The sequence below is a fragment of the Nocardia sp. No.11 genome (assembly GCF_038752175.1).
Classification (GTDB): Bacteria; Actinomycetota; Actinomycetes; order Mycobacteriales; family Mycobacteriaceae; genus Nocardia; species Nocardia canadensis.
The window spans coordinates 43,821-60,860 of record NZ_JBCGFB010000009.1 but is presented as its reverse complement, the minus strand read 5'-3'; the positions used below and the strand labels follow the sequence as shown (position 1 = coordinate 60,860).

Genomic DNA, 17,040 nt, shown 5'->3' with positions numbered 1-17,040 from the left:
CCGGGTGATCAGGGCGATCACCAGGACCGACAGCGACACGATCGGCGTGGGACGACCCAGTGCGACACCGGTTCCCACGTCGGCGAGCGGCGCGAGGACTCCGAGTGCGTACATCGGGGATGTCCCTGAGAACGGCCCTACTCGGTGTCCTCGTCGGCGGTCGGCGCCGGCGCCTTCGGCGCCCGTTTCCGGCGCGAGGCCGTCTGCTCGATGCGCGGATCCTCGGTCACCGCATAGTGTTTGACGTATTCGGACAGGAAAGCCTGTACCGTCGCGGTGGCCGGGATCGCCAGCAGCGCCCCCACCGCGCCGAGCAGCGCACCACCGGCCAGGACCGCCAGCAGCGCGATCGCGGCGTTCACGTCGACGGTGCGCGCGGTGATCCGGGGCTGCAGCAGATAGTCCTGGAACCACTGGTAGAGCACCGCGAACACGATGATCCAGACCGCGTCGAGCGGGTCCACCGTCAGGGCGACGAGCACCGGGAGGATCGCGGCGATGTAGGTGCCGATGGTCGGGATGAATGCGGAGATCACGCCGAACCACACGCCGAGGGCGATCGGATTCGGGATACCGAGGACGGCCAGGAAGACCCCGTGCGCGATCGCCGAGACGATGGCCAGCAGTACCCGCGAGTACAGGTAGCCGCCGGTCTTGTCGATGGCGAGATCCCAGGCGTGCAGGAAGGTCTGCTGGCGCGACGGTGGCAGCAGCGAGCACACGGTCCGCCGGACCCGCGGTCCGCCCGCGGTGAGGTAGATGCTGAACAGCGCGATGGTGAGGAGCTGGACGAGCCCGCCCAGCACGGTGGTCGACACGCCCCAGACATTGTCGGCGGCGGTGCGGGCGTAGCCCTCGATCAGGTCGGACTCGCGCAGGAGCCGCTGGCTCAGATCGTGCATCGTGAAGTGCTGGCCGAAGGTCCGGTTGACCCGATCGATGCCCTCGTCGAGCAGCCGGGGGGTTTCGTGGGCCAGGTTGGTCGTGGTTTCCACGAGCAGGGTCACCAGCGCCGCGAGGAAGGCCAGCACGCACGCGAAGGTGCCGAGGAAGACCAGCGCGGTGGCCAGGCCTCGTGGCACACCCCGCCGGGCCAGCGCGCCGACGGCCGGTTCCATCGCCAGCGAGACGAAGAACGCGACCAGCAGGACGATCAGCAGTCCGAGCAGCCGGCGAAACGCCCAGTCGGCGAGCAGGAACAACCCGAACAGGACGAAGGCCAGCACCATCGCCCGCGGTAGCCACTCGGGCATTCTGGCCCGTGCGGTCGACGGCGCGGCAGTTCCCGGGGAGTCGGTGTCCACGGATCCCAGTGTCGCCCCGCGGGTACCCACAGTTCGGCACCGACGCGGCCCGACTCGTGTCCGGCTCCGGCCGCCCACTGCACCGGGGTGATACCGGCATCGGCGTGCTAGCGGCTGTCGGGGTGGCCTGTTACGTTGCGCGCCATGACAGTAGAGGTCGAGCACGGTGTCGGTCTGACGCGACGGGTCCTCGACGTGGTGCGGTCGGATCCGGGCCGGTCGATGTTCGAGCCGGTCGTGTGGGTCGGTTACACGCCGTGGGTCGACGGTGCGCCTCGACCGATGTCGGCGGACGCGGTGGCGGCCACGGTGTTCCCGTCGGGACGTCCGCTGTCACCGAGCCTGCGGGCCTGGCTGGCCTTCGACCGCGGCCTGTTCGAGCGGCACGGGTGGTTCGCGGCCGACGGCGGCTTCGCCCCGCGCGGCCTGGACCAGCTGGTCGACGACGAACTGGGACCACCGTGGGGAGAGCTCTACGAGCCGCTGGCCGGGCAGTTCCCGGAGTGTTTCCTGCTGCCCGGCGGCTCGGATTCCCGGCGCGTGCTGGCGGTGGGCGAGCCGGATTCGGTGGGCGAATACCCGGTGCTGGCCCTCGACGTGGACGACATGCCCTACGCCGGTCTGATGTTCCCGGGATTCGACGTCTACGCGGCCGAGGCGGCGGGCCTGGTGCGATGTGCGTTCGAGACCTACACCGACCTGGCCGCCGACCCGGTCTACGGGCGGCGCATGCGCGAGCACGCCACGCGTAGGCTCGCGGGCGAACTGTGCGTGGAGTATCCCTTCTGATCGACCTCGGTTATCCGTGTGGCGCGGCGGCGGAGGCGGAGGACAGTGCGCCGCAAGGCTAGGTAGTGCTGCGCGAAGCGAGCGGCGCGGCGTCGGGCGGGCGGTCACGATGATCCGGCGGACGGACCCGCGAATTCGACCGCGCCCGCGGCGTCGACAGTCAGTGTGCCCGCGGTGTCGGCCCTGGCGATCAATTGATCGAGCAGCGCGCGGGCGACCGTGTCGGCCCGGGACTCCTGCGCGGTGCTCCAGACGGTGCGCGACAGCGCGCGCCCGGCGGTCGGGGAGCCGCGGAACGAGCGCACGACGACCGCGTACTGTTCCCGGCCGACCCGGCCGCCCACCACGCGGCCGGTCTTTACGACCGCGATCTCGGACACCTCGTCGGCGCGAATCGCACCCGATCCGAGCAGAATCCACAACGATCCCATGACCTCCAGTGTGCGCGCCGGACAGCGAACTCCCGGCTACGACGCGCCACACCCGGCTCTCCGCGCCGTCGGCGGTCCGGATCGGGACCGGATCACGATTCGGAGCAGCGTCGCAGCGGATCCGGCGGCGGCATCGTCGCCGGTCGTACAGTTTCAGGTGTCCGTGCGGGGACCTGCTGGTCCTGCGTTCCGGTGAACGTGTAGCACCTGCGCTAGCCGGTGGTCGCTGATCGAACCGTAGGGGACACAGATGAATTCCACGCCACGAGGACACGGTTTCGGTGGGCTGACCGGTGCGCTGATCCTGGTGTGGCTGTCGTTGACCCCGTCGTTGTTGCCGCGCGGGCCGCTGTTCCAAGGCGTCGTGTCCGGCGCGGCGGCCGCGGTCGGTTACGGGCTCGGCGTCGCGCTCGCCGCGCTGCTGTGGTGGGTGCTCGAACGCGAACCGGCACCGATGCCGGGCCCGCTGCGCTGGGGTCTGGGGATCGTGGCGCTCGCGGGCACCGTGGTGGCACTGATCTGGTACGCGGACTGGCAGCGGGAGCTGCGCGACCTGATGGGTGTGGCGGGGTTGTCGTGGTCGGCCTATCCGATCATGGCGGTGATCGGGGTGCTCGTCTTCGGGGTGCTGCTGGTGGTCGTGCGTGGGGGGCGGGCGCTGGTGGGCTGGGCCGGTGGTCTGCTCGGCCGGGTCCTGCCGGCGCGGGTGGCCGCGCTGCTGGGCGGAATCGTCGTCGTGGCGGTGGTGATCGCGCTGCTCAACGGTGTGGTGGCGAGCGCGTCGATGTCGATGCTGAACGCGACGTTCGAGGCGGTCAACGACGAGACGTCCGCGGACACACCCGAGCCCGCGTCGCCGGAGCGGTCCGGCGGCCCCGGCTCACTGGTGAGCTGGGATTCGCTCGGCAGGCAGGGCCGGATCTTCGTGTCCAACGGCCCGACCGAGGCCGACCTGACCGCGTTCAACGGCCGGCCCGCGCGGCCACCGATCCGGGTCTACACGGGGCTCGATTCCGCTGAAACCGTCGAGGCCGAAGCCGAACTCGCGGTCGCCGAGCTGCGGCGGGCCGGCGGCTTCGAGCGGGCCGTGCTCGGGGTCGCGACTACGACGGGCACCGGGTGGATCAACGAATCCACCGCCTCGGCCCTGGAGTACCTCGCCAACGGCGACAGCGCGCTGGTCAGCATGCAGTACTCGTTCCTGCCCAGCTGGCTGTCGTTCATCGTCGACCAGGAACGGGCCCGCCATGCCGGACAAGCCCTGTTCGAAGCGGTGCACGCGGTGTGGGACACGCTGCCGCCGCAGCGGCGGCCGAAGCTGGTGGTCTTCGGCGAGAGCCTCGGATCCTTCGGCGGTGAAGCGGCGTTCTCCAGCGTGCAGGACATGGCCGCCCGCACCGACGGCGTGCTGTTCGTCGGACCGACCGCCACCAACCCGGTCTGGCGTGACGCCACGATGCGCCGTGACCCCGGCTCGCCGGAATGGCTGCCGGTCTACCGTGACGGCCACACCGCGCGCTTCGTCGCGAGCGCGCCCGATCTGACCCGCCCCGACGTGCCGTGGCCGTCCGCGCGGGTGGTCTACCTGCAGCACGCCTCCGACCCGATCACCTGGTGGACGCCGACACTGCTGTTCCGGCAACCGGATTGGCTGCGCGAGCCGCGCGGACCCGATGTCCTGCCCAGCACCCGGTGGCTCCCGGTGGTGACATTCCTACAGATCTCGGCCGACATGGCGGTCTCGACCGACGTGCCCGACGGGCACGGGCACACCTTCCAGGCCGACATCGCCAACGCCTGGGCGGCGATCCTCGCACCGCCCGGCTGGACCGCGGCCGACACCGAGCGGCTGCGGTCCGTTCTGCGCGACGGGAAGTGAGGTGCGGGCGGGCAGCCGCCCGCACCGGGTCACAGCGGCAGCAGGTGGTGCTTGCGCGGGTAGCGCACGACCTTCTTGTCCCGCAGCAGGTGCAGGGCGCGACGGATCTCGAGGCGGGTGGTCGACGGCTCGATCACGCGGTCGATGTAGCCACGCTCGGCCGCGATCCACGGCGTCGCGATCGTCGCGTTGTAGAAGTCGATCATCTGCTGACGGATCGCGCCGCGCTGCTCCTCGGGCGTCGCCTCGAGCACCTTGCGCTGGGTCAGGCCGACAGCGCTCTCCGCGCCCATCACCGCGATCCGCGCGGTCGGCCACGCCAGGTAGGCGTCACAGCCCAGGGCCTTGGCGCCCATCACGGCCCAGCCGCCGCCGTAGGCCTTGCGGATCACCACGGTCACCTTGGGCACGGTGGCCTCGACGTAGGCGAACAGGAACCGGCCACCGCGCTTGATCACGCCCGCCTTCTCCTGCTCCACGCCGGGCAGGAAGCCGGGGGTGTCGACGACGAGCACCAGCGGGATCTCGAAGGCGTTGCAGATGTGGATGAAGTGCGAGGCCTTGTCACTGGCCTTGGCGTCGAGCGCGCCGGCCAGCACGGTCGGCTGGTTGGCGACCACACCGACGGGCCTGCCGTCGACGCGGGCGAAGCCGGTGATGATGTTCTCGGTGGCGGCCGCGCCGATCTCGTGGAACTCGCCGTCGTCGAAGATCCGCAGCAGCACATCGTGCATGTCGTAGACCATGTTGTCGGAGTCGGGGACCAGCTTGTCCAGCATGAGGTCGGACTCGGTGATGTCCGGCTCGAGGCCGGGATTGACGATCGGCGGGAGCTCGGTGGAGCTCGACGGCAGGTAGCTCAGGTAGTTGCGCACCCACTCGAACGCGGCGGGTTCGTCCTTGGCGATGTGGTGGATATTGCCGTAGGCGGCCTGGTTGTAGACACCGCCCAGCTCCTCCATGTCGACCTTCTCGCCGATGGCGTCCTCGATGATCTTGGGACCGGTGACGAACATGTGCGCGCTCTCGGTCGCGACCACGACATCGGTGCAGATCGGCTGATACACCGCGCCCGCGGCACAGTTGCCCAGGATGAGCGAGACCATCGGCACCGCGCCCGACAGCGGTTCCATCATGGTCGCCAGCTCGCCGTACCAGCGCAGCGAGGACACCGCCTCCTGCACGCGCGCGCCGCCGGAGTCGTTGATGCCGACGAGGGGACAGCCCATCTTGCCCGCGAGGCCCATGATGGCGGCGACCTTGCGGCCGAACATCTCGCCGATGGTGCCGCCGTAGACGGTCTGGTCGTGCGAGAACACCGCCACCGGCCTGCCGTCGACCAGACCGTGTCCGGTCACCACGCCATCACCGTAGAGAGCGTTCTTGTCGGTAGGGTTGCGCACGAGGGCGCCGATCTCGACGAAGGTGCCCGGGTCCATGAGCATGTTGATGCGGTCGCGGGCCGAAGGTATGCCCTTGCGCGCTCTCTTGGCGGCTCCCGCCTCTCCGGCCGGTTCCTGCGCGAGCTCCAGCTTCTCTCGCAGGTCGGCAAGCTTTTCGGCAGTAGCACTCATCGATTACATCCAGGTTGTCGCAGTGGAACGCCGGCACCGCGTCCGGTGGGCGCTAGTCACAGTACCGGTGCCCACCACGCACCGGTGGTGTCCGGGTTTGTGATCGACCACGAAATGCCCTCCGACCGTTGGGTACGCGAGCCGCCGAGACCTTCGTGGCAGTGTCTGCACTCATGCACTCCGTGCAAGGACATTGCGCCGTCGAGACGGGTAGCGTGCCGGAGATGGAAACGGTGGGGGAGTTCGTCGTCGGGGTGGATGTCGCCGCTGTCCAGCGGTCGCGCGCATCGATGCTGACGCTGTCCGCGGTGTCGGCCTGGGTGGAGGTGGCGGTCGCGGTGTTCGTCGCGGGCATGACCGCACTGCTGGTTTGGCTGGCGGGGCCGATCGGTCTGATGGAGTTGCCCGTCGTGCTGATCTTCGGTGTCGACGGGGTGCGCAGACTGCGTCGCCTGCGCGAGATGCGGACGACTTGGCAGGCCCAGGGGGTGCCATCGACATCGATGCGGCTCTCACCCGCCGGACTGCGATTGAGCATCGACGCCGCGGCGGATTCGGTCTTCTTGCCGTGGGACACCGTCCAGGGATTGCGCCTGCACCGTCGGATGGGTCACGACCTGCTCGTGGTCGATCTGTTCCCGGGAGTGGGGCCGCAGACCGTGGGAGTGCGCGGGCTCGACCACCCCGATGTGCAGCGCATGCTGCGCAAGAAGGTCGCCGGCACGCGGGGATTGCGGACCGCCGTGCGCATTCTCGATCAGCCGGTGGCGGCGATCGACCATGTCGCCGCGCGACTGACCGGCGGGCGGGTGCGCGTCCACGGATAGGTGCGGGGAACCCACCCGGCCAGATTTCTAGAACACGTTATAGTTGGGTCGGACGGTGACGACGGGGTCGGCGTCGGCTCGGAAGGTGGACTGGTGCGGGCTTGGGACTGTGCGGCCGATGTCGTGGTCGTCGGGTACGGCGGGGCGGGGGTGGCCGCGGCGCTGACCGCGCGGGAAGCGGGCGCCGACGTACTGGCGATCGACCGGTATCTCGGCGGTGGGGCGACGGCGCTGTCCGGCGGCATCGTCTACGCCGGTGGCGGGACCTGGGTGCAACGCGACGCCGGCATCGATGACGACGTCGACACCATGCTCGCCTACCTGGAAGCCGAGGTCGGGGACGCGGTGAGCGCCGCGACCCTGCGCCGCTTCTGCGAGCAATCGCCGGCGATGATCGACTGGCTGACCGGGCACGGCGTGCCCTTCCAGGCGTCGCTGTGTCCCTTCAAGACCTCCTACCCGTCCGACGACTACTACCTGTACTACTCCGGCAGCGAGAACTCCGGCGGATACCGGGATCTCGCGAAACCACGTCAGCGTGGTCACCGCGCTCACGGTCCCGGTGTGTCGGGCAAGGCGTTGTTCGGGCCGCTGGCCGCCTCGGCGGCCAGGCACGGTGTGCGCGTCCGGACCGGAACCCGGGCGACCCGGCTCGTCGTCGAGGACGGCCAGGTGACCGGCATCGAGGCGGTCACCCTCGACGGTGCGCCCGCGGCCGTGCGCCGCCGCTTCGCCGCCCTGGCCCGGATCTCGGCGAAACCCGGCGTGTACCACCCGGGTCTGCGCAACGCGATGGAAGCGCTGCTGGCCCGGATCGAACGCAAACACGGCACGCCGGTGCGGATCCAGGCGAAGTCCGGCGTCGTGCTCACCACGGGCGGATTCATCGCCAACGGCGCGATGGTCGCCCAGCACGCCCCCGACTACCCGTGGTCGCAGGGCCTGCCGCTGGGCACCGCGGGCGACGACGGCAGCGGCATCACCATGGCCCAGGCGATCGGCGCCGCCAGCGGCAAGATGGACGCGCTGTCGACCTGGCGTTTCATCGCCCCGCCCAGCGCCCTGTTCGGCGCGATCGCCGTGAATGCGCTGGGTCAGCGCATGATCGACGAATCCCGCTACGGCGCCGCCCTCGGCGCGGCCGTGGCCACGAGTCCCGGCCACCGGGCATGGCTGCTGGTCGACGCGGAACTCGAAGCCGAGGCGCGCGCCCAGATCGGACCGCAGTCGGTGTGGTTCCAGCGCATGCAGACCGAGCGATTGCTGCGGATCGGGCGCGCCCGCGGCCGGACCGTCGAAGAGGCGGCCACCCGCGCGGGCGTCGACGCGGCCGCGCTGCGCGAGACGGTAGACGCCCACAACCGCGCTATCGACCACGATCTGCCCGATCCCCTCGGGAAGCCCGACGACATCCGCCGCCCGCTCCGCACCGGACCCTTCACCCTGCTCGACATCTCGTTCAGCGCCCGGCTGACCTACCCGATGCCGATGCTCACCCTCGGCGGCCTGCTGGTCGACGAGGACACCGGCGCGGTCCGGGCCGAGGCGGGCGGAATCGTGCCGGGTCTGTTCGCGGCGGGACGCGCCGCGGTCGGCATCTGTTCGAACTCCTATGTCAGCGGACTGTCGCTGGCCGACTGCGTCTTCTCCGGTCGCCGCGCGGGCGTGCACAGCGTGGCCCTGCGGGGGAGCTGACGCGAGGGGTCAGTCCCGGCCCAGCGCGTGGGCCAGCTGCTTCTTGTTCATCTTCGAGCGGCCCTCGATATTGCGGTTCCGGGCTTCCTCGTAGAGCTGATCGCGGGTGAGCCCGCGCGGTCCCTTCCGGTGCGCACGCTGACCACCGCGTCGCCCGGAGGACATATCCGTCCGGGACAGTCTGCTCGACGTCTTCGATTCCCCCGCGCGGGCGCGCTCCTTGTTGACGGTGCGGGCGGCGACCTCCTCTGCCCTGTCCTCGCCGACGCCACGGTCGCGCTGGGATTGCTTGATGTGCTGGTACTGGCGTTCGCGCTTGTCGCTCCACGCTTGCTGCGGCATGACCGCTCCCTCCTGCGGTGAGGTCCGATCTCGTTCATCGTGGCCGTACCCGGCGTCGGGAGGGGGAAACAGCGCGTGGCCACGGATTCCCGCGCGGGACTCCCGTGCTCGGGTCATCGATGCCTTCGTGACCCCGGCGAAGTACTTCGCGTGATCCATCGCGATTGAGGTCGGCGGTGGTGGGTACGCGCGCCGTATGGAGGTCCTGCTGATCATTGCGCTCGTTGTCGTCGTCGCGGTAGTTCTGCTGAACCGAAGACGGTCCCCGAAGCGGCCCGACGAACCGGAGTCGACCGGGAACGACCCGAAGTGATGCCCGGATTGTCCTGTGCGAGAAGGGCAGCGGACGCGGGGTAGTCTGCGACCATTCGGTGGAGGTGTGCGAGGGAGGCGGCGCGTGCGAGACGAAGATCGTGAGACGACGCCGCGATCGAGAACGGTCGGATTCCAGGTCCAGGCCGAACTCGATCAATTGACCATGGCGCACGCGCTGGCCGAGACCGTTCTGCTCGTCGAGGGTTTCGCCCTCGACGAGATCACCGATCTGCTGCTGGCGGTGGACGAGGTGGTCACCGCCCTGGTGTTGGTCGCCGCGCCGGCGGCCGTCATCGAATGCACGCTGACCGGCGGCGACGGCGCGCTCGGTGCCCGCATCGCCACCCACGCCCGCACCCCGGTGGCGATCGACGAGAACGCCTTCGGCTGGCATGTCGTCGCCACCCTGACCGACGCGCTGAGCACCCACTACCAAGACTTCGATCCGCGCGGCAACGGCTACCCGACCGCCGTCGAATTCGGCTGGATCCGCCGGGTGCGCGGACCAGCGGCGTCCTGATCCACGCATAGTTTCCCGCCGGAAGGGGTATACCGGAGATATCCGAGAACACCGCCCGGAAGCGAGGCAACTGGCGATGACATTGGAAGCCCCCACAGCCGAACACTCGACCGCCCAGCGATCCCATTCGCGTGGTGACAGCTACGACAACATCGAACCCTGGTTCGAGAAGATGCGAGCACTGCCGCCCGGTGACGAGAACTACGCGGCCGTCCGGGCCGAAGTCATCCGCCTGTGTCTGCCGCTGGCCGATCACATCGCCCGGAAATTCACCGGCCGCGGGGAGCAGTTCGACGATCTGGAGCAGACCGCTCGGGTCGGACTCCTGCTGGCTGTTGACCGGTTCGACGTCACCCGCGGCTATACCTTCCTGTCCTTCGCGATCCCCACGATCATGGGGGAGGTCCGCAGGCATTTCCGGGACCGCACCTGGGCCGTGCACGTCCCGCGCAGGCTCAAGGAGATCCAGCAGCTGATCGGCCCGGCCACCGAGGACCTGTCCCAGCGCCTGGGCCGCGTCCCCAACGCCCAGGAGCTCGCCGCCGAACTCGATGTCGACCTCGTCGAGGTCACCAGGGCGCTCGTCGCGAGCAACGGGTACCAGACCAACTCGATCGACGGGTTCACCCAGGACGATCGTGACAACTCCGCCCAGCCGATCACCGACACCCTCGGTGCCGACGAGCCGTGCTATCAGCTGACCGAGGACGCGATCGCGGTCCGCCCGCTGATCGCCGCGCTGCCGAGCGAGGAGCGCCGCGTGCTGGTGATGCGGTTCTACGAGAATATGACGCAGAGCGAGATCGCGCGGCGCCTGGGGGTCTCCCAGATGCAGGTCTCGCGAATCCTCGCGCGCACCTTGGGGTCGCTGCGCGAGCAGGCCCTCGGCGAGGAGCCGATGCCCGCGCAGTGACAGCGGTGCACGCGCGTGCCAGAATCAATCCAGGTTGAGACGTCCAGCCACCCCGGTCCGTCGCGGTGCCCCGCGGCGGTCCGCAACGCCCTCTCGAGCGGGAGGCCCCATGGCTGTCGTCGCTGGTCGTCGGCATGCGAGCCGGCTGCGCTGGTACCTCGGATCCTCGCGTGGGTTGGTGGCGCGGCGATTGCGACGTGCCGGTCGGCCCGGCTGCTGGGTCCTGTTCGCCGGTCCTGAGCTCGATGCCGCCCATCGACCCCACCTGCGGGCACTGCTGGATCGCACGCGAAGTTCCGGAACCCGGGTGATGGTCCTCGATCTGCGCGAGACCGAATTCCTGAGCATTCGCGTCGCCGCCTCGCTCGCCGAGATCAAAGCCGACGCCTGGCGACACGGGATCGAACTGCGCCTGGTCACCGGAGGCGCGGCGGCCGAGCGCGCACTGGAACTGGTCGGTGTCCGCCAGCTGTTTCGCTACTACACCTGCGTCGACGACGCGGTCAGGCCGCCGATCGACTGATCCCGCCCCGCGATCAGCGATGTCCGCTCCGCCGCCCAGCAGCTCAGCACGTGGTCGGCGAAGCGGTCCTCGAGCAGCGAGGTCGCCTGGATGCCGAACACGACGGCGGCGGCGGCGTCGGGTTCGGCATCGAGCAGCGCGCCGATGACGTCGTGGCGCATCACCTGCTCGTGCACGGCGTCGGCTTCGACATGCTCGGCGTAGAAGTGCGCGCACGCGGGGTCCGGCAGCAGGGTGCGGGCGAGCTCGGCGAAGCGGCGCGAGGCCGGCGACGAGGTGATCTCGGCGGTCGCGAAATGCCCGATCGAGGCGGCCCGCAGGCCACGATGCAGTCCGAACAGCGACATCATGTCGACCAATGCCAGCATCGGCGCGGGCACCACATCCAGGTAGTGCAGATAGCGGGGATCGAGCCCGGCGCCGGCGAGCAGGTCGGCGTAGAGCCGCGCGTGGACGCGCTCGCCTCGGCCGCCGCCGAACTCGTCGAACTCCACCGCGACCAGCGCCGCCTTCGCCGTCCCGCGCAGCCGCGGGATCACCCAGGCGTAGGGGTCGGCTTCGATGTGGTGGTAGATCGAGCGGTGGACGAAGTACTCGCGCAGGTGATCGGCGGTGCCCTGCTCGGCGAGGAATCCGGCGATGCCGACGCCCTCGGGTGACGGTTCCAGGAGGCGGTCGAGTTCGCCGGTGACATCGGCGCCGCCGGGAACATCGGCGCGCAGGGCCGCGAGCAGGTCCGCCTCCAGGGTCGCGCGCAAGCGCAGCAGGCCCGGATCCCACTCCCAGTCGTCGTCGACACCGGCGAAGCCGTGATAGTGCAGTTCGTAGCAGGTGTGCAGGGCCAGCAGCAGATCGTCGCCGTAGGGGTCGTGCCCGGCGCCGGTCGGCGCGGTGGAACCCGGTGGGAGTGTCAGCAATTCGACGACCCCGGCGGAAAGGTCACCGCGCGGTGCGGGCAACTGGCGGTGGGGCGCGACGTCGACGGTCCTCACGCCGAGTCCGCCTGTTCGCGCCGACGGCGCAGGCGATGGCTGGTGTCGCACAGCGGGTAGATCGAGGAGCGCTTGCACAGGCACAGCGCGACCCGGAACCGATCGCAGTGCAGCACGCTGCCGTCGGGGGTGACCAGATCGACCGGACCGTCGATCAACGCGGGGCCGCTGTCGACGAGGACGACGCGCCTCGGTTCAGGAGTGGTCACCGACGGGACACGATGTTCGGTCGACACGGATCACCACCAATTCCTCGTGACGCTGTCCGGGCGCGAGATGGCCCTGCGCGGCCAGCCAACCGGTGCGCGAGCGCAGGACCGGCCCGAACGAGATGGTGTCGGAGGTGACCACCCTGGCATCGACACCGCGATCGCGCAGCTGCGCCAGACTGCGGTCGGTATCGCTCATCGCCGAGTGCACGATCAACCCGACGCCGCGTTCGGTGAGCAGATCGGGCAGCGTCGCGCACAACCGGTCGAGCACATTCCTGCCGTCGGGTCCCGCGTCCCAGGCGAGCGCGGCGCCGCGGGCGGTGTGCGCCGGGGAGGGGACATACGGCGGGTTGGCCAGCACGAGGTCGAATCGCGCCAGCCGCAGTGCGGCGGTGAAATCGCCGTGCAGCAGTTGCACCGTGACGCCACGGAGGCGACAGTTCAGCCAGGTCGACATCAGCGCGGGCCAGGACAGGTCGACCGCTGTGACACTGTGCGCCCCCGCCGCGGCGGCGGCCAGGCTCAGCACGCCGGTGCCGGCGCAGACGTCCAGCACGCGTCCACCGCCCACCGGTGACAGCTCGCGCAGCGCTCGGCACAGCAACCAGGTGTCGGCCTGCGGGCGGTACACGCGCGGAGCGCGCACAACCAGCACGTCAGCGCTCCGCGACGGGTCGGCGAATTCGGGTCATGTGGACCGAATGCCCCGAGAGCGCCGGGGTAATCAGCACAGGACGGCTCGGTCCGCTGCCGCCACAATTTTGCACACCTTTGCGCAGATGTGGGAGGGTGGTGGGTGAAAGGACGTACGTGACTGCGACGACGCACTCGACCACCACAGGCCTCGGGCCGCGCGCACTGGCCAACCGGCGACGGATCATCGCTGTGGCCGGGGACGAGTTGTTGCGTAATCCGCTGGCGAGCATGGAAGACATCGCCGCCGCCGCGGGCATGGTCCGGCGCACCCTCTACGGTCATTTCCCCACCAGGGAAGCGTTGATCGACGGCATGCTCGACGAAGCCTTCGAGCAGGTCGATCGGGCGCTGGACAGTATCGACACCGCGCAACCGCCCGCCAGGGCGATCGCCGATATGGCGGTCGCGCTGTGGGCCGTCGGTGACGGGTTCCAGCTGCTGCTCCGCCTGGAGGAAGCCGGGTCGCGGGCGCGGATGACCGACCGGCTCGCGCCCGTTCGCGCCCGCCTGGTCACCTTGATAGCCGCTGGTCAAGCCGACGGAACCTTCGCCGACCACCTTCCGCCCGCGGCGGTGTCCAGGGTACTCACGGCGCTGGTGCTCGCCTTGCTGAACGCGCACAGCGACGGTGAGTGGGTCGATGCGGACGCCGCGCGGGACGCGGCCCTGGCGTGCCTGCTCGCGACGGGCGTCGATCGCCGCGCGGCCGCCGAGATCGCGCACATCGCCGCGCGGCACTGACCGCGGTCTCGCGGCAGCGATCGCACCTCGAAACACGCTGTCCGCGAGGAGATCCGGGTGTGCTGTCGGGCACGCAGCCGGGGGTCTGTGAGTCCCCCCACGACCGCTTGCACACGCTTGTGCACCGGGCGTATTTTCACAATAGCGTGCAATTGCACGCAGGTGTGAAAATGTCGAAGGAGCGGATATGACCAGCCAGGTGGCAACCGTGCGCATGGCGTACGCGACCCAGACCTCCACCACCGGGGGAGCCCCCGTCGATGTGCCCTCGTGGACGCTGCGCGGAGTGGGCGCGATTCGCGTCCTGTACGGCATCGTCCTCTTCGCCGCGCTGATCCTGGGAGCCGACGTCGGCACCGGAATGGCCGTTCCGGTCTTCGTCGCGGCCGGGCTGGTATCGGTCCTGCTGGGCCTGGCCACCGTCGCGCTGACCCCGCGCCTGCTGGACCGCGATGATCTCGTGCTGGCCGCGGTGGTCGTCGACGCGGCCGTGGTGATCCTGGGTGTGGCCGCCCTCATGGTGGGCTGGGCGCAGTTCGCGATCTTCGGCGCGGCGGTCGTCCTCGCCGGAGTCGTGATCGCCGCGCTGTCCGCGGCGGTGGTCGCGATCGTCACGGCGGTGCGCGACGCCTGATCGGCCGACGCGGTAGCGGCACGGCGCCTCCGGAATTCGGAGGCGCCGTGCCTGTTTCGCTGTCAGGCGTCGGCGGCCGCCCGGCCCGCCGACCGCCCGGAGAAGATGCACCCGCCGAGGAAGGTGCCCTCGAGGGCGTTGTAGCCGTGCACGCCGCCACCGCCGAAGCCCGCGGCCTCACCCGCCGCGAACAGGCCGGGGATCGGGGTGCCGTCGGCGCCGAGTGCCCGCGAGTGGAGGTCGGTCTGGATGCCGCCGAGCGACTTGCGCGTCAGGACATGGAGTTTCACGCCGATCAGCGGCCCGGCCGCCGGATCGAGGATGCGGTGCGGTGCGGTGGTGCGGGTGATCCGGTCGCCGAGGTAGCGGCGCGAGTTGTGGATGCCTTGGATCTGGGCGTCTTTGCTGAAGGCGTTGTCGACCTGCAGATCCCGGGCGACGATCTGCTCCCGGAGTCGGTTCGGGTCGAGCAGGGGCTGCGCGGTGAGCGTGTTCATCTTCGCGACCAGCTCGTCGAGAGTGTCGGCGACCACCCAGTCCGCGCCGTGCTCCTTGAACGCCTCCACCGGCGCGGGCGCACCCTTGCTGAAGACGCGCTCCCGGATCATGCCGACCCGGTTCTTCGCGGTGATGTCGGGATTCTGCTCCGACCCCGACAGCGCGAACTCCTTGGCGACGATCCGCTGCGTGGTGACGAACCAGGAATGGTCGTGCGCGGCCAGGTCGGGGGTGGTGCGCAGGTAGCGCAGCGTGCCCAGGGTGTCGTAGCCGGGGAGGTAGGGAGCGGGCAGGCGCCGGCCCAGCGCGTCGAACCACAACGACGACGGACCGGGCAGGATCCGGATCGCGTGCTCGGGCCAGACCGGGTTCCAGTTGCGGATGCCTTCGGTGTAGTGCCACATGCGATCCCGGTTGACCAGCCGGACACCGGCGTCGGCGGCGATGTCCAGCATGCGCCCGTCGACATAGGCGGGCACGCCCGTGATCATGGTCGCCGGCGGCGCGCCGAGGCGCGTGGGCCAGTGTCGCCGGACGGTCTCGTGGTTGCCGCCGATGCCGCCCGTGGCGAGCACGACCGCGGCGGCGCGGAGTTCGAACTCGCCGATCACATCGCGGTTGGACGGTGCGCCGCGGTCGGCGTCGTCGTCGGCCAGGATCGCCCCGCGCACGCCGGTGACCGCGCCGTCGGTGCACACCAGATCGTCGACGCGGTGCCGATGCCGGAAGGTCACCAGTCCCTGGTCCGCGGCGCGCAGCGCGGACTCGGTGAACGGCCCGACCACGCCGGTGCCGGTGCCCCAGGCCACGTGGAAGCGGGGGACCGAGTTGCCGTGGCCGTCGGCGCGCAGATCGCCGCGCTCGGCCCAGCCGACCGACGGCACGAATCCGATACCGAGATCGGTGAGGTACGAACGCTTCTCGCCCGCGGCGAACTCGACGTAGGCGCGGGCCCAGCGGGCGGCCCAGCTGTCCTCGTCGTCGAGCCGGTCGAATCCGGCGCTGCCGGACCAGTCGTTCCAGGCCAGCTCCAGCGAGTCCCGGATGCCCAATCGGCGCTGCTCGGGACTGTCGACCAGGAAGATCCCGCCGAAGGACCAGAATGCCTGCCCGCCGAGGTTGGCCGCGTTCTCCTGGTCGACCACCAGGACGCGCTTGCCCCGGCGCGTGAGCTCGTGGGTCGCGACCAGACCGGCCAGGCCCGCACCGACCACGATGACATCGGCATCCATCCGGACTACCTCCACTCTCCACAAAAGCTTCATTGCTGTATCCGATACGCTAATGCATCGGATGAGGGGAGGTATCGTCAACCCGTGAACACGACCGAGACGGCCAAGCCACCCCGCGTGACCCGGCGCCGGGCCGAGACCAGGGCACGCCTGCTCGAGGCCGCGTTCGCCGTGTTCGCCGAGAAGGGTTTCGGGCTGGTCCGCATCGAGGACGTGTGCGGTGCGGCGGGATACACCCGGGGTGCGTTCTACTCCCAGTTCGACAGCCTCGAGGAGCTGTTCTTCGTCCTCTACGACCAGCGCGCCACCTTGATCACCGAGCAGGTGCGCGCCGCGCTGGCCGCGGTCGCCGATCCCGCCGACGTGCGCGGGTTCGTCGACCGCCTCGCGGCCACCCTGCTCCTCGACCGCGACTGGCTCCTGGTGAAGACCGATTTCCTCACGCACGCCGCCCGCCGTCCTGAGATCGCCGCCCGGCTGATCACCCACCGCGCCCAGCTCCGCGCGGCCATCGCCGACAAACTCGCCGCGAGCGGATTCACCGTGCCCCCGGAACTCGGCTCGATCGCCGAACTCGCCCACTCGGTCGTCGCCGCCTACGACGGCGTCACCGTCCAGCTGCTGCTCGACAACGACCAGCCCGCCGCCCGGGACTGGCTGTCCCGCTTGATCATTCGTCTCGGCGTGACAGGCCGGGACTCCGCCGGGTGAGGTGACCGGCGGGTTGCGACGATCAGGGGCAGTTGGCGTAGGGCCAGGTGGGCTTCAGGATCAGGCAGGTGACGGAGTTCAGTACGTCGGTCGAGCCGGTGGCGCTGCCCGAGGAGGGCGTCTGGGCGGCGGCCGGGGCGCCGAGGGCGGTCACGACGGCGGCGGTGAGGATCAGGGTGGCGCTGAGGTGGCGATGGATCACGCCTTAAGTG

Annotated in this window: 19 protein-coding genes; 10 read left to right on the top strand and 9 right to left on the bottom strand. The window is 70.1% G+C overall.

The genetic code is table 11. From position 1 onward, the window contains the following. Positions 1 to 137: 137 nt before the first annotated feature. Entirely contained in the window at positions 138 to 1,304 is a 1,167-nt protein-coding gene (locus V8688_RS04975; RefSeq protein WP_316574882.1) for an AI-2E family transporter, read from the bottom strand. Positions 1,305 to 1,448: 144 nt separating this feature from the next. On the opposite strand from V8688_RS04975, the gene V8688_RS04970 reads away from it, so the two are divergent. After that, the gene (locus V8688_RS04970) at positions 1,449 to 2,093 is read left to right on the top strand and encodes a hypothetical protein (RefSeq protein ID WP_342800274.1); all 645 of its coding nucleotides are present in this window, start codon (positions 1,449 to 1,451) and stop codon (positions 2,091 to 2,093) included. Positions 2,094 to 2,197: 104 nt separating this feature from the next. Here V8688_RS04970 and V8688_RS04965 read toward each other — a convergent pair whose 3' ends face one another. After that, positions 2,198 to 2,524 (bottom strand): hypothetical protein, encoded by a 327-nt coding sequence (locus V8688_RS04965; RefSeq protein ID WP_316574880.1) that lies wholly within the window; start codon positions 2,522 to 2,524, stop codon positions 2,198 to 2,200. Positions 2,525 to 2,774: 250 nt separating this feature from the next. Between V8688_RS04965 and V8688_RS04960 the strand changes: the two genes are divergently transcribed. Then, complete coding sequence (locus V8688_RS04960; protein ID WP_342800273.1) at positions 2,775 to 4,403, top strand: alpha/beta-hydrolase family protein; 1,629 nt, start codon at positions 2,775 to 2,777, stop codon at positions 4,401 to 4,403. 29 nt (positions 4,404 to 4,432) lie between these two features. On the opposite strand, the gene V8688_RS04955 is transcribed toward V8688_RS04960, so the two are convergent. Then, a complete protein-coding gene (locus tag V8688_RS04955; protein WP_218720374.1) occupies positions 4,433 to 5,977 on the bottom strand; it encodes an acyl-CoA carboxylase subunit beta in 1,545 nt (514 codons plus the stop codon). Positions 5,978 to 6,201: 224 nt separating this feature from the next. On the opposite strand from V8688_RS04955, the gene V8688_RS04950 reads away from it, so the two are divergent. Next, positions 6,202 to 6,804 (top strand): hypothetical protein, encoded by a 603-nt coding sequence (locus tag V8688_RS04950; protein ID WP_218720372.1) that lies wholly within the window; start codon positions 6,202 to 6,204, stop codon positions 6,802 to 6,804. Between the two features lie 93 nt (positions 6,805 to 6,897). Beyond that, positions 6,898 to 8,499 carry an FAD-binding protein gene (locus V8688_RS04945; protein WP_342800272.1) on the top strand — a complete coding sequence of 534 codons (1,602 nt, stop codon included), beginning with the start codon at positions 6,898 to 6,900 and terminating at the stop codon, positions 8,497 to 8,499. 9 nt (positions 8,500 to 8,508) lie between these two features. On the opposite strand, the gene V8688_RS04940 is transcribed toward V8688_RS04945, so the two are convergent. Further along, positions 8,509 to 8,841 (bottom strand): plasmid stabilization protein, encoded by a 333-nt coding sequence (locus V8688_RS04940; protein ID WP_218720370.1) that lies wholly within the window; start codon positions 8,839 to 8,841, stop codon positions 8,509 to 8,511. 397 nt (positions 8,842 to 9,238) lie between these two features. Between V8688_RS04940 and V8688_RS04935 the strand changes: the two genes are divergently transcribed. The 3 genes from V8688_RS04935 (at position 9,239) to V8688_RS04925 (ending at position 11,112) form a co-directional block, all read left to right on the top strand. Beyond that, positions 9,239 to 9,676, top strand: coding sequence for an anti-sigma factor (locus V8688_RS04935; RefSeq protein WP_342800271.1), 438 nt, complete (start codon positions 9,239 to 9,241; stop codon positions 9,674 to 9,676). A gap of 172 nt (positions 9,677 to 9,848) precedes the next feature. Further along, positions 9,849 to 10,589, top strand: a complete 741-nt coding sequence (locus V8688_RS04930; RefSeq protein ID WP_342800286.1) for an RNA polymerase sigma factor SigF — start codon at positions 9,849 to 9,851, stop codon at positions 10,587 to 10,589. Positions 10,590 to 10,698: 109 nt separating this feature from the next. Further along, positions 10,699 to 11,112 (top strand): STAS domain-containing protein, encoded by a 414-nt coding sequence (locus V8688_RS04925; RefSeq protein WP_342800270.1) that lies wholly within the window; start codon positions 10,699 to 10,701, stop codon positions 11,110 to 11,112. On the opposite strand, the gene V8688_RS04920 is transcribed toward V8688_RS04925, so the two are convergent. The 3 genes from V8688_RS04920 to V8688_RS04910 are packed head-to-tail and all read right to left on the bottom strand — an operon-like array spanning position 11,070 to position 12,971. Beyond that, complete coding sequence (locus V8688_RS04920; RefSeq protein ID WP_342800269.1) at positions 11,070 to 12,104, bottom strand: iron-containing redox enzyme family protein; 1,035 nt, start codon at positions 12,102 to 12,104, stop codon at positions 11,070 to 11,072. The two genes, V8688_RS04925 and V8688_RS04920, sit on opposite strands and share 43 nt — an antisense overlap. Then, positions 12,101 to 12,313, bottom strand: a complete 213-nt coding sequence (locus V8688_RS04915) for a CDGSH iron-sulfur domain-containing protein (RefSeq protein WP_218720364.1) — start codon at positions 12,311 to 12,313, stop codon at positions 12,101 to 12,103. Before V8688_RS04915 ends, V8688_RS04920 begins: the two co-directional genes overlap by 4 nt. Then, positions 12,300 to 12,971, bottom strand: coding sequence for a HemK2/MTQ2 family protein methyltransferase (locus tag V8688_RS04910; protein WP_342800268.1), 672 nt, complete (start codon positions 12,969 to 12,971; stop codon positions 12,300 to 12,302). Before V8688_RS04910 ends, V8688_RS04915 begins: the two co-directional genes overlap by 14 nt. 155 nt (positions 12,972 to 13,126) lie before the next feature. On the opposite strand from V8688_RS04910, the gene V8688_RS04905 reads away from it, so the two are divergent. After that, complete coding sequence (locus tag V8688_RS04905) at positions 13,127 to 13,753, top strand: TetR/AcrR family transcriptional regulator (RefSeq protein WP_342800267.1); 627 nt, start codon at positions 13,127 to 13,129, stop codon at positions 13,751 to 13,753. 187 nt (positions 13,754 to 13,940) lie between these two features. Further along, positions 13,941 to 14,387, top strand: coding sequence for a hypothetical protein (locus V8688_RS04900; protein ID WP_218720359.1), 447 nt, complete (start codon positions 13,941 to 13,943; stop codon positions 14,385 to 14,387). Positions 14,388 to 14,449: 62 nt separating this feature from the next. Here the strand turns inward: V8688_RS04900 and V8688_RS04895 are convergent, their stop codons facing one another. Further along, positions 14,450 to 16,117: an FAD-binding dehydrogenase gene (locus V8688_RS04895; protein WP_342800266.1), complete on the bottom strand. Its 1,668-nt coding sequence runs from the start codon at positions 16,115 to 16,117 to the stop codon at positions 14,450 to 14,452. Positions 16,118 to 16,201: 84 nt separating this feature from the next. On the opposite strand from V8688_RS04895, the gene V8688_RS04890 reads away from it, so the two are divergent. After that, on the top strand, positions 16,202 to 16,828 hold the full coding sequence (locus V8688_RS04890) for a TetR/AcrR family transcriptional regulator (protein ID WP_342800265.1): 627 nt from the start codon (positions 16,202 to 16,204) through the stop codon (positions 16,826 to 16,828). A gap of 22 nt (positions 16,829 to 16,850) precedes the next feature. Here the strand turns inward: V8688_RS04890 and V8688_RS04885 are convergent, their stop codons facing one another. After that, entirely contained in the window at positions 16,851 to 17,030 is a 180-nt protein-coding gene (locus tag V8688_RS04885; protein WP_342800264.1) for a hypothetical protein, read from the bottom strand. Between the last annotated feature and the right edge of the window lie 10 nt (positions 17,031 to 17,040).

Coding starts and splice junctions, on each gene's coding strand:
- V8688_RS04960 (WP_342800273.1), top strand. CDS start 2,775: ATGAATTCCACGCCACGAGGACACGGTTTCGGTGGGCTGACCGGTGCG.
- V8688_RS04930 (WP_342800286.1), top strand. CDS start 9,849: ATGCGAGCACTGCCGCCCGGTGACGAGAACTACGCGGCCGTCCGGGCC.
- V8688_RS04950 (WP_218720372.1), top strand. CDS start 6,202: ATGGAAACGGTGGGGGAGTTCGTCGTCGGGGTGGATGTCGCCGCTGTC.
- V8688_RS04925 (WP_342800270.1), top strand. CDS start 10,699: ATGGCTGTCGTCGCTGGTCGTCGGCATGCGAGCCGGCTGCGCTGGTAC.
- V8688_RS04940 (WP_218720370.1), bottom strand. CDS start 8,841: ATGCCGCAGCAAGCGTGGAGCGACAAGCGCGAACGCCAGTACCAGCAC.
- V8688_RS04900 (WP_218720359.1), top strand. CDS start 13,941: ATGACCAGCCAGGTGGCAACCGTGCGCATGGCGTACGCGACCCAGACC.
- V8688_RS04965 (WP_316574880.1), bottom strand. CDS start 2,524: ATGGGATCGTTGTGGATTCTGCTCGGATCGGGTGCGATTCGCGCCGAC.
- V8688_RS04970 (WP_342800274.1), top strand. CDS start 1,449: ATGACAGTAGAGGTCGAGCACGGTGTCGGTCTGACGCGACGGGTCCTC.
- V8688_RS04955 (WP_218720374.1), bottom strand. CDS start 5,977: ATGAGTGCTACTGCCGAAAAGCTTGCCGACCTGCGAGAGAAGCTGGAG.
- V8688_RS04895 (WP_342800266.1), bottom strand. CDS start 16,117: ATGGATGCCGATGTCATCGTGGTCGGTGCGGGCCTGGCCGGTCTGGTC.